Genomic DNA, 12168 nt, shown 5'->3' with positions numbered 1-12168 from the left:
GTAACATGATCCTTCAACCCGATTATCAAGTGACGCTATCAAATGAATACAGAATCAGGGAAGCTAAAATAGAGTGAGTTGTAAAGAGGAAACAACCCAAATCTCTTCAAACGGCTAAACTGTTACTATTTTTTATCTTCAACTATGGCATAAAATGTATTCCCACCATCTGTAACTCTCCATTTGTTCCCTTCCTTAAATGAGACGTTGATAAGGTTTATATTTGTCTCACGCACATTCTCTTCAAGGAGACTTTGTTCCAGTGTCATGCAGACAAAATAAGAAGATTCCTCTTTGCTCGCGTCAACAACCTCTTTCTCAGAATCGATAATTGCAACACCTTTCACAGGATCGTGCACTAATTGTTTCGTAACAATATCTTCAAACGCCTGTCTTACCTTATAGTTTTCATACAGTTCGATCACTTTTCTTTCTGTTTCAATAAATTCATCTCCTTTGTAAACTCGAAATTTACCATCATCCGTTGAAATTATTTTAGTCGGTTTAGAACCTTGCAACCATTTAAGTAATCTCCACAAACTTTTCTTGCCTGTAAAAAGAATCCCAATCAAGCCACTTGCCGCTAAAAGAGATTGCGAACCATCACTTAATAGCGTGTCTTGCAACACTTTTGTGATTGACTGAAAAGAGCTAAAATCAACCTGAAAACTACCCGTCTTAAAACTGCCTTTTACATTTACTCGCGTTTTAGTTTTTCCACCATTTATAACTTTATCCGCTTCTTCAAGTAATTCGCTCATTGAAAGCAAAGCTGATGATAATTGTTTAGCATCAATTTCACTTTCATCTATATCATAAACGAGGTGAAAGCCTGATTTAGACATTGCCTCTCCTGTCATCTCCATATCCATAGCAATCTCCCTTATATTAAATCACATTTTGAATAATCGACAATTGAGACTTAATCCATAGTATGCCTAAGCCCCATATCGTTTACATTAGCAAAAATACAAAATCTTTACAAGAGATTCATTCTAACAGAATTATAAATATCAATTGCTGGTTTTACTCTTTGCCGTCCATTTCGTTCTTCGCCCAGATTTTTTTCATGAATTCCAGGCGCGGGGTTGATTTGACTGTTTCGGGCTTATCAATCGGGCCTTGGTGTTCGAGGCTCCACCCCTGCCATTCGCGGTAGGCGTGATACGACCAGTGCCAACCGTTCTGCTCAAAAATACCCACAACCTCTTTTAAATACCGCAGTGCGCTGCCATCCGGCGCCCAACGAATAGCGCTAAACTCGCCGACGTACATGGGCGCTCCGGTTTTCTGTTGAAATTCAATCGCGGGCTGCATGGCGTCTAAGAGCGCCTGCTTGTCCCATGGTTTTCCCTCGACTTCGCCCGGATAGATGTAGGTTCCCTGGTTGTCGCCCACACGCTGATGGGTGAACTTATGGGGAACATAAAAATGGAAACTATAAATCACCAGCGGGTCGTCCACTGGTTCGAGCGTTTCAAATCCATCAGCGCCGCCCCAGCGCGTCGGCTCAATGATAATGGGATGCGTCTTGTCGTGCTTACGGATAGCTTGCACCAGTTTTTTGACGAGCAGGTTCCAGTCGCTGGGGGCGCCGGCCTGCTCTTCATACATATTGGGTTCATTGAACAGGTCGTATCCAGCAATAACCGGACCTTTGTCCGCATATCGTTTGGCCAAGACTTCCCAGGTTTCAATTAAATATTGATGAAATTCAAAACTCGTCCAAAGCCGACGGTCTTTTTCACCGCGCCATTCCACCCGCCCCGGGGTTTCGTGAACATCGAGAATGCAGCGGATGCCATATTTTTCGCAACTCTCTAAAAAGTGGTCGATCTCTTCCAATTTGTGGTCCAGAATATAGTAAGGCGGCTCGGGATGACGGACATCGCCGCTCATCAACATCAGGCGAACCGAATTCACGTTCCAATCTTGCGCGAGATGGCGTAAGTCGTCGTCGTTCAGGCTCAGGTTTCCGGTGACGCCGCGCAACGGCAGCTCCCAAGCGAATGTCTCGGCAAAGGCGGCGACGGAGAAAAAGGCAAGAACAACCAGCAGGGCAAGTTTTTTCATTTTATTGCTTTCTTATTTAAGCAGATGTCAAAATCATGTGCGTTAAGTGGGCCCAAATCGTTTGTCGATTATCATTACAAATCATCGCGACAAGTCAATAGATGTTCATTCGCAAGATGCCGGAAATATCGCGCATTGCCCGGATTATGAAAAACCTGCTAGACTTGCAGCGGCAATCCATTAGAATATGGATGAGAATCGGCATGAAATCATTTGCTGTATAGATTGTCCGTAATGAGGCCGTCCCCACAGGCGGCCTTTTCGCTTGTTATTATGGACCACGTTTTTTTGCCGTTACAGGAGGGGCCTTCAACTCATGAGTCGCATTTTAGTGACCGGCGGCGCCGGATTTATCGGATCAAACTTTATTCAGTATCTACTCGAAGCCTATGAAGACATCGAAATCATCAATTTAGATAAACTCACCTACGCAGGCAACTTAGAAAACCTGAAATCCATCGAACGCGAACCGCGTTACTCGTTTTTCCACGGCGACATCGGCAGCAAACAGATGATTATGGACCTGCTGTCGCGCAAGCCGATTGACGCCATCGTCAATTTCGCCGCAGAAACTCACGTCGACCGCTCCATCACCAAGCCGGACGATTTTCTCAAGACCGACATCTTCGGCGCGTTTTGCCTGCTCGAAGCGGTGCGTCAATTTGAAATCGGGACATTCGTGCAAATCAGCACCGACGAAGTCTACGGCCCGGCCTACGACGCTCCGATGACCGAAGCGTCGCCGCTCAATCCCTCGTCGCCGTATTCCGCCAGCAAGGGCGGCGCCGACCTGCTCTGCCGCGCCTTTTTCACGACGTATAAAACGCCCGTCAAAATTGTCCGCATGGCCAACAACTACGGGCCGTATCAACATCCCGAAAAACTGATCCCGCTGTTCATCACCAACGCCATGGAAGACCTGCCGCTGCCTTTGTACGGCGACGGCTCCCAGATGCGCGAATGGCTCTATGTTGAAGACGCCTGCCGCGCCATCGACGCAGTGCTGCATAAAGGCAAAGCGGGCGAAATTTATAACATCGGCGGGCATTCAGAAGAGCAAAATATTCACGTCGCCCAGACGATTATCAATCATCTCAAGAAACCAGAAGACCTCATCACCTATGTTGACGACCGCCCCGGCCACGACGCCCGTTACGCGCTCGACAGTTCACGCATGAAAGCGCTGGGCTGGAAGCCGGAAACCGACCTCGACGCAGGCTTGGCGCGAACGGTGAATTGGTATAAAAAGAACAAAGACTGGTGGAAAAAACTGAAAGAGGGCGATTTTCAGACGTACTATAAACGCCAGTACGGCGAACGCCTGGCGAAAGCAAAGGGGACGGCATGAAAGGGGTCATTACCGCAGGCGGTTTAGGAACGCGATTGTTGCCGATGACGCGAGTGACCAACAAACACTTGCTGCCCGTGTACGACCGCCCCATGATTTTCTACCCCATCGAGTCGCTGGCGCAGGCGGGCATCGACGACATTATGATTATCACCGGCGGCAAACACGCCGGCGACTTTCTACCGCTGTTGGGCGACGGACGCGACTTTGGCCTCAAGCGGCTGCACTACGCCTATCAGGCGCGCGAGGGCGGCATCGCCGAAGCGCTTTCATTGACCCGCGACTTCGTCGGCGGAGAACCCGTCGTAGTGATGCTGGGCGACAACATTATCCAAAATAATATCGTTGATTCAGTCAAAGCGTTTCAAGAACAAGAACGCGGCGCAAGAATTATTCTCAAAGAAGTTGAACACCCCGAACATTACGGCGTCGCCCGTTTTGATGAAAACAAAAACCTGACCGGAATCATTGAAAAGCCCAAGACGCCGCCGTCAAATCTGGCCGTCATCGGCGTGTATATGTATGACGGTCGCGCCTTCGACATTATCGACGAGTTAGAGCCGTCCGGGCGCGGCGAGTTAGAAATCACCGACGTCAACAACGCCTACCTCAAAGCAGGCGAACTCCAGTATGATGTTCTTGAGGGCTGGTGGGCCGATTGCGGCGAGACCCGTTTCTCATTACACGAAGCCGCCTGTCTCGTAGAACAAACCGGCGCCAATACAATTAAGTAACCCAGGAGAACTGTGATCCAATCCTCAAATAACGGCAACCCGCTTTTACCGTACACCCAAACCCAACTGCCCGGCGGTTTCACTCTTGTGCATAAACGCGTAAGCAGCGCGCCCATCGTCGCGCTCGACTTTTGGATTCACACTGGCGCGATCCATGACCCCGAGCCGCATTATGGATTGTCGCACTTTTACGAACACATGTTCTTTAAAGGAACCGAACGCCACGGCGTCGGCGTGATGGACCGCATCATCACTTCGCTGGGCGGTTACAACAACGCCGCGACTTCGCTCGACTACACCCATTACTATGTCGCGCTGCCGAGCGCGGGTTGGCGCGCCGCGTTAGACGTGCTGCTGGATTCCTTACTGAACCCGTTGTTCGACCCCAAAGAAATCGAACGCGAACGCGAAGTGATTACCGAAGAAATTAAACGCCACGAAGACAACCCCTGGTCAAAAATATACGATGACTTCATCTCCGCTTCGTTCGCCGACAACAATTACAACCGCAAGGTGCTCGGCACAGTCGAGTCGCTGCATACGATTGACCATGACGTGTTCCGCGACTATCAACAGCGACGCTATCACCCCGAAAACATTACCCTGTGCGCGGTCGGCGATCTGGACGGCGACGAACTGCAAGAGGTTTTAGCCAACCATTTAGAGGGGATTCCCTTCCCCCCATTTAAAGACATCCAAATTGATTGGCCGATCATTTCCTCCGGCAACGAGACCGCCGTACAACGAGACGTCAACCAGTCGTACTTGCTGATTGGTTTTCCTATGACGCGCGTGTTGGGGACGCCGGATGAATATGCGTTGGATTTATTATCGACCATGATCGGCGAAGGGCGCTCTTCGCGCTTGCACCGCCGTTTGATAGACGAACTCGGTCTGGTTTCCAGTATCAGTTGTTCTTCGTGGAGCCTCAAACACGCGGGGCTATTTCTCATGGAAGCCGTCACAGAAGAAGACAAACTCGAACAAGTCGAACAAGAGATCAACGCGGAATTGCAACGCATTCGTGAAGACATCACGGAAGACGAACTGCGCAAAGTCAAAAACATGGAACGCGCTGACTACCCATTCTCCAACGAAAAAGCCGTCTCGATCGCGCAAACATTCGGCTATAGCCGCATGGCGATCAACATTGACCATGCCGTTAATTACGTCGACCGCATGGAAGCCGTCACCATTGACGACGTATACCGCGCCTACGACGCGCATCTTCAACCGGGTCGCCGCTGCAAAGGCGTATTGCTGCCCAAGCGTGGATAAACATGCTCTGGTTTGGCTTCTCGTTCCTGGCTGGATTCTACGGCGCCCACTGGCGCTTGTTTGATCTTGCGCAGGGCGCTCGTTCAATTTCCATCATCGCTTTTATTTCCCTCTGTGCGCTTGCGGGAGGGTTTATCTATGTGGTGTATAGCGCTGCTGCGCGATCAGCCTCCCCCGGCGCAAGCGTCAACCTTCCGCTTGCGACCGGCGCCCTGCTCGCTTATAGCGCAATCACCGGGCTGGCCCATTTTTGGGGATGGGTGCCTCTGCCGCTGGCGGCGGTGATCGCTTCTCCGTGTATCTTGTTGCCCCCATTTATTTATTTCATTCGTCCGGTCGCGGCGATTGAGCAGCCCGCCATCGTGCTGAGCATGGAAGAAAATTGCCGCGTCAAAGACCGCGCGTTAAGTTCCACGTTGATCCGCCAATTTTGCGAACGCTATCCCGATTCAAATGTATATATCTACCGCACCGGCAACTCATACACGGTAGGCGGCTTGTTATTTCACAACCGCGAACGGCTGAATGTCATCCAAACCACTTGGTTGGATGTAACCCTCGACTGCCCGTTTTCGTCAACGATGGGCGTATTAGCCGAAGGGCGGGAATCGTTTAGCGCCTACATGATTCGTCCCAAAGAATCGAAGACGGCGGTGTATGCGTTCCCGACAAAAGACTGGGAGGAATGGAGGGCGGGATTCACGCAACAAGACTGGATGGAGCGCATTCAAAACCTGGACGCCTTGTCCGCTTCTCACCCGCCGCTTGGCGGGCATCCGTTTCAACTGATCGAGAAAAAATATACATGGCAGGTTTTCCCGTTGCATGATTAAACCGATTGGAGCCGACAATGAAACTAAAAAATCTCATTGCAGAAATTGAACGCATTCTGCCGCCGGACTGGGCGCTGCCCAACGACCCCATTGGCCTCCATCTGGGCGACCCCGATCAAGACGTCAAACGCGTCTTGGTTGCGCTCGAAGCCAGTGCGCGTTTATTAAAGAAGACATCGCGCAAGAACGTCGATCTGCTCTTCGTACATCACCCGTTGCTCTACCGCCCGTTGAAACGAATTGTCGAAGGCGACCCGGTGCAGTCGATCACGCGGGCCTTAATCAAAAAAGACATCGCGCTGTACGCCGCACACACCAATATGGATTTACATCCGCAAGGCATGGCAAAACTGTGGGCGCAGAAACTGGGCTTTGTAACCGCATCCCCTTTAGCGCCGAAACCTCAAGCAGGCCTGATGAAAATCATCACTTTCGTCCCCGCAGAACACGCCGCCGCCGTTCGACAGGCGCTTTCAAAAGCAGGCGCAGGACGCATCGGCGAATATGAACAGTGTTCATTCACCACGCCGGGCGTTGGAACGTTTTTCGGTTCCGGCGACAGCGTTCCCTATCAAGGCCAGGCGGGACGGCTCGAACAGGTTGATGAAGACCGCATCGAAATGGTGTTCCCCGTCAAACGAAAAATCGCCGTGGTGCGCGCTCTGCTGCAATCGCACCCCTACGATGAAGCCGCGTATGATTTGATTGCGCTCGAAGACTTTCGCGACATTTCACAAGCGATATGGATCGCCGAATTAAAAAAGCCCATCAGCTGGCGCACGTTTGAAGCGCGGCTTTCTAAACACGCGCCCATCCCTCCAGTGCTTGGCGGCGTCAGGCCGCAGCCTCGCAAACGAATTCAACGCATCGCGATTATGACAGGCAGCGGCGCCAGCGGCATCCCGCTCGCGGCGTCACTCAACGTCGACGCCTATCTAACTGGCGAGGCTGGGTATCACGACTTATGGAACGCCAATGAAGTAGGATTAAATGTCATGACCATTGGTCATGACGTAAGCGAGTCGATTTTTGCCGAAGCCGCGATTGGCTTGCTCAAAAACCGCATCAAGAACGTACGTTGGGTTTCGGAATATGGAAATTAAACGGAGTTATTGAATTCGCATGGAAAGAAGCGTGAAGTCGTCAAGCCGGTCGGCATTGCCCCGATGCTCTTCTACCGAAGCGTACACGGCGTCAACAACGTGTTGAGCGCTTGAGCCGGAAAATGCTTCTAAGGTTTGCAACAACTGATGCTCCCCATAAAAAACATCGCTCACATTGGGCGCATCCAACACACCGTCCGTAAAAAACAAACAGCCGTCGCCTTTGTCTAATTGACACCGGGCCTCAGGATATTCGCCTACGGGGAACGTGCATAACGGATAACTGGGTTGGATGTCTAAACTTCTCGCGCAGTTACTCGACGATTGAAAATGCAACATCGGAATGTGCCCGGCAGACGAATAAGTTAACGTCTTCTTCTCAGGATTCAACATTCCAAAAAACATCGTCACAAAGTGGTGAGGCAACATGTGTTTCTGTAATTTATCATTGATAATCTTCAGCGCCTCTGAAGGAGAAGCGCAAGCAGGCGCAAACTCTTTGACGGCGAACTGGGTCATTGACATAACAATCGCAGCAGAATATCCATGCCCCGAAATGTCTGCCATCACCACGCCGTAGCAAGAGTTTTGCATCGGAAAGACATCATAGTAGTCGCCCCCAACCAATTTGGATGGGTGATAACGTGCAGCCCATTCAATTCCTTCAATCTCAGGAAACGATTGAGGCAAAAAATGTTGCTGCAGTTCTACCAGTCTTTTATGTTCGCGATCAGGGCTTCCTAAATCGCCAAATCGCCGTGCGCCGATTTTCGGCATATCTTTAGCCATAAACTGATAATCTATTAAAAATTTTTGTTCAAAAAGATGATTGAATTAAGATTGCATAATCTAATGTATGGTTACGTTTAATAAGTAAACGATTTCCACTTTAACATAAAGGGGTATTAACAAAGTATTCATAGCAAACATACATATAAAACGAGACAACTAGCATTTCGCGTATCTAAAAAGGAAAAGCATAGTTGCAAGGTTTGTAATATCAACCCCTTCAGTCATTTCACCCTTGAGGAAAGATACGAACCACCCGGTTTTCCACTTGGTCAATTTCACGACAGAACTCAACAAATTCTGAGTAGTCTGTTGGTTGAATGGTTTGGCTTGGAATCAAAAACGAGCGCCGGACAAGAACCTTGGCTCCGTCCCACTCAAAGAACAATGAGTAGTAGCCGAACGAAGTCAACAACAAAGCGTTCTCAGGCAACACCACCCGCGCACCCTGGTCAATTTGTTGAGACAAGTCAATTTCATAATTCAAATGGTCTTGAACCGGGCTGGCGGAAAACACCAACGGAAACTGACGGGTCGCTTCGCTGACCAACGCCGCCGCTTGCGAACGAATGGGCGCCGCCTCGATGCGCAACGAACCATCCTGGTCGGGTTGTGCGACGTCCGGCAATTGGCCTGCAAACACCAACTGCGGCGAAACTGAAAGGTCATCGACATTGGTGAGTTGGGTTGAATCTAACTTGATGCCGCGAAAATCATTGGCGGCCTGCGCATCCGCCAGGCGGTCGCGAATTTCAGGGTTGGTGAGCGCCTCGCGAATTTGAAGATCAAACAGGTTCCCATAGGTGTAGGTTCCCTCAACCTGCGCCGAGTGGTCTTCACGCAGCACGGCGGAGATATCGCGTTCAAGCAAACCATGCTCCCACAGTTCGCTTTGCAACGGCGTGAAATAAGGAACCGGGCCGTCATAAATCAACGCGACTTGCTTGCGTACGAACGGATCGACTTGGCCCAGCGACGCAAAGCGGCTCGAAAAATCAATGTGAATGGGCCGGTCGACGCCTGCTTGCTCAGGCACGCGCAACAACACCGAACCTTGATAATTCGGGAACGGCAGCGGCTTCACGCCTTCCTCGCGTTTGCCGTCTAACGCCAACGCCATTTGCGTTTTCAAACCGCACAGTTGCAGAATGTGACGCATCAAGCGCATCTTCTGATAGCGGCCTCCGCTTTTTTGCGTCAGCGTATCAACGCTGGTCTGCCCGCCGGAGCCGTCCTCGATATTGGTTGAGATCCAATCATAAACAGCCTGGAGCAACTCTTGTTTTGACTTTGATTTTTCTAAAAACGAATCCGCGAGTTGACGCACGAGGTCTGAATCTTCCTGGTAGCCGTATTTTGAAACGCGATAACGTTCGACAAACGGTAGCCAGTCGCGCCCGGTCGTCCATTGCACCGACGGAACCCGCTGATATAAATTCGGCGCAAAGCGTTCTGGTTTTAGCCCGTCTTGCATCCAATTTTCCCAGAGCATGATTCGCTTGCCGTCTTTCTCAATGACCTGCGGCGCTAAATCGTGTGGGTTTTTGTCAGTGTTGAACGGGAGTCCGTCTGGAACAACAATCGCAAGTTTCGATAGCAGCATGGGGTCGTCGTCAGCGCCGAAGTAATAGCCGCCGCTGTGAGGCCTCACGCCAGGCTCCTTGCGTCCGCTGCGCTGTAAGTAGGCGTATTCGAGAACGGCGCCTTCTTCGATGCCGTACATCGAAAGCGATTGCTGATTGTTTAAATCCTGCAAATGAGAAATCGACCATTCGATGCCGTCCGGCGTTATGGTGCGCGCGTGGATCAATTCAACATTGCCGCCTTGGGGGATGACCATTTCGGCCCATTTGCGTACGCCCTCTTGGCTCAATACTTTAATCGCCTGATGAACGTACATGTCGTACGTTCCATCTTGGTGATATTCCAACACCATGATATCGAGTAAATACACCCCGGCGCCGCGCGAGTTTTCCCAACGGTCAGCCATGTCGATTTCGATGTCATCAAGGGAGACGTCATATTCCATATAAGGAAAATCATCCTTGCCTTCGACATCGCGCAATACGCGAAACGCGTCCATCCAACGCGGTTCCTGTTGATGGACGGCATGGTATGACGCCAACGCCTGTTGGGTTTCACCCTGGCGCATTTGCAACGACGCCAAGCGGTTCATTGGCTGAGGATGGTTCGGAAACATTTTATTCAACGATTGATACGCTTCGATTGCTTTATCGGACTGCCCTTGTCTTTCATAGGCGATTCCCAGCTCGAGGCCGTAGGTCATGGTGTAAGGGTGGGCTTGGATTAACGTCTCCAAATTTTGGATTGCCTGCTTCGCCATTGGGCTGCCTTTGATTTGGGCGGCGCGTTGAATAAACGGCAGATAAGCAGGAAACGCAGCCAAACAATCTTCAATCAATTTGCCCGCGCGGTCTTCAACGCGATGGGCGTAATAATCGTCAAACAGCCGGGTGTATACATCAAAGGTCGGAACAAACTCGACCTGCGCGTCTTCAAAACGGCGGCGCGCATCGGCGCCGAACCCTTTGCGCGAATACAACACGCCGTCCATAAAATCGAGTTGGGCCTGATAGCCTTGCCCGCGCAATGCGGGGGCTTCCGCCGACTGGTTGCGCGTCAATTCTAACGCCTGGTCGGTTTGGTCGCGGTCTAAATAAAACGATTGCAATCCAACCAACGCAGGTTTTGAGGCGGGATCAAATGCCAACGCCGATTGAAACGCTTGCTCGGCTTCTTGTTGAAAACGGGCGCCTGAACCGGGGCGCGCTTGCGCTTGCCGCAGGGCGAGGTCGCCTTGCAGCCAATGCGCGAACGCAAACGCGTCCTCTTTTTTGATTACGTCCTGCACCCACGTGCGAGCGGCATCCAGTTCATAGCGGTCTGTGTGCCAAACGGCCTGCAACAGGTTGCGCCCAATCCGGGCGGACGGATTAGCGGGTTCGGGCAATTCAAATGGATAGCGCGAAAAAAGCCCCTGGTTAATTTCCGGCAGCGGGACGCGGCCTTCAAATGGCTTGAGATAAAGCGACGCCCATTCGCTGCGATCAAACGCGGCGGTTTTAAACGTCAGTGGATGGTCGCCGATTGCATGAAGCCGCGCGCGGACGCTCCATTGACCAGTCGACATCGTTTTTATGACCAGCAAATTCCTGCCCGCGTTGAGCGTCACTTTGGCGGACACGGTTTGCGCGGTTTGCAGCGCGAGATGGTTCTTTTCAACAACGGGTTCGCCGTTCAGCCAAACCCGCAAATCCGAGGGCGAAGTCAGTAGCAACTCGGCTTCAGCATCATCGTTTGTTTCAATCACATTCATCAAATACGCCACGCCGTTGGCAGGGTATACCAATCCGCTTAGATCAATCGAACCGGTCGAATCCGGCGGGTCCACAGCGCGAAACGCCGCCGTTCCATACCAGCTTTCATACTCGTCTTTCCACTCGATTTCCGGCCCAAAGGGGCGCACGAAATCCGCCGCGCCATAGCGTCCAAACGCCCCCACGACTTGCCAGTGGTCAATCAACACGCCCGCTTCACGCGCGGCGGCGCCCGCAGCGGAATCCAGCAGAAGGTCAAGCGTCTGCATCAACTCATATTCCAAACGCTGACGATGAGACGCCGATGGATTTTTCGCCAACGCTTTGCGCAAGGTCATCGCCCGGTCTTTGAGCGCCCACCCTTTAAAAGCAGGCTGACTCAGCACGGCGAGATAAGCGGGCAAATAAGCGCTGTCGGGAAACTCTTCAATTAAGGTCGCCGTATGGGCCGCCGCGTCAGGATACTCGCCCTGCGCCCAGGCGTTGAATAGCAGCGCCTGCAACGCGGCTTCGCGTTCCGGCCCTTCGACCGACTGCAACGCCGTCGCAGATTCCGCATAGCGGTTCTGCAATAACAGCGACCAGCCTTCTTCTAAATTTGCAAAACACGGCTGCAACGCCGCAACGAATAAACAAGCAAGACACATCGTACGTATCATATTCAACATGGCG

General features: G+C 51.4%; 9 protein-coding genes. 5 read left to right on the top strand and 4 right to left on the bottom strand.

From position 1 onward, the window contains the following. Nucleotides 1-125: 125 nt before the first annotated feature. A complete protein-coding gene (locus P9L94_10695) occupies nt 126-872 on the bottom strand; it encodes a hypothetical protein (GenBank protein ID MDP8244538.1) in 747 nt (248 codons plus the stop codon). Nucleotides 873-1026: 154 nt separating this feature from the next. Continuing rightward, on the bottom strand, nt 1027-2073 hold the full coding sequence (locus P9L94_10690) for a cellulase family glycosylhydrolase (GenBank protein ID MDP8244537.1): 1047 nt from the start codon (nt 2071-2073) through the stop codon (nt 1027-1029). Between the two features lie 316 nt (nt 2074-2389). Here P9L94_10690 and rfbB point away from each other — a divergent pair, with 316 nt between their 5' ends. From rfbB to P9L94_10665, 5 genes are read left to right on the top strand one after another with little or no spacing between them, the layout of a single operon-like run. Next, a complete protein-coding gene (gene rfbB / locus P9L94_10685; protein MDP8244536.1) occupies nt 2390-3421 on the top strand; it encodes a dTDP-glucose 4,6-dehydratase in 1032 nt (343 codons plus the stop codon). Continuing rightward, complete coding sequence (locus P9L94_10680) at nt 3418-4155, top strand: sugar phosphate nucleotidyltransferase (protein ID MDP8244535.1); 738 nt, start codon at nt 3418-3420, stop codon at nt 4153-4155. The genes rfbB and P9L94_10680 overlap by 4 nt, the downstream gene beginning before the upstream one ends. Nucleotides 4156-4167: 12 nt before the next feature. After that, entirely contained in the window at nt 4168-5433 is a 1266-nt protein-coding gene (locus P9L94_10675) for a pitrilysin family protein (GenBank protein ID MDP8244534.1), read from the top strand. 2 nt (nt 5434-5435) lie between these two features. Beyond that, nucleotides 5436-6266 carry a hypothetical protein gene (locus P9L94_10670; GenBank protein ID MDP8244533.1) on the top strand — a complete coding sequence of 277 codons (831 nt, stop codon included), beginning with the start codon at nt 5436-5438 and terminating at the stop codon, nt 6264-6266. Nucleotides 6267-6283: 17 nt separating this feature from the next. Then, nucleotides 6284-7369 carry a Nif3-like dinuclear metal center hexameric protein gene (locus tag P9L94_10665; GenBank protein ID MDP8244532.1) on the top strand — a complete coding sequence of 362 codons (1086 nt, stop codon included), beginning with the start codon at nt 6284-6286 and terminating at the stop codon, nt 7367-7369. Nucleotides 7370-7375: 6 nt separating this feature from the next. Here the strand turns inward: P9L94_10665 and P9L94_10660 are convergent, their stop codons facing one another. Both P9L94_10660 and P9L94_10655 read right to left on the bottom strand, forming a co-directional pair. Further along, entirely contained in the window at nt 7376-8158 is a 783-nt protein-coding gene (locus P9L94_10660) for a PP2C family protein-serine/threonine phosphatase (GenBank protein ID MDP8244531.1), read from the bottom strand. 229 nt (nt 8159-8387) lie between these two features. Beyond that, entirely contained in the window at nt 8388-12164 is a 3777-nt protein-coding gene (locus tag P9L94_10655) for a DUF3857 domain-containing protein (protein ID MDP8244530.1), read from the bottom strand. Nucleotides 12165-12168: the final 4 nt, after the last annotated feature.

Origin of the sequence: Candidatus Hinthialibacter antarcticus (assembly GCA_030765645.1) — a bacterium.
GTDB classification, from domain to species: Bacteria; Hinthialibacterota; Hinthialibacteria; order Hinthialibacterales; family Hinthialibacteraceae; genus Hinthialibacter; species Hinthialibacter antarcticus.
This window is presented reverse-complemented; position numbering and strand designations above follow the sequence as displayed.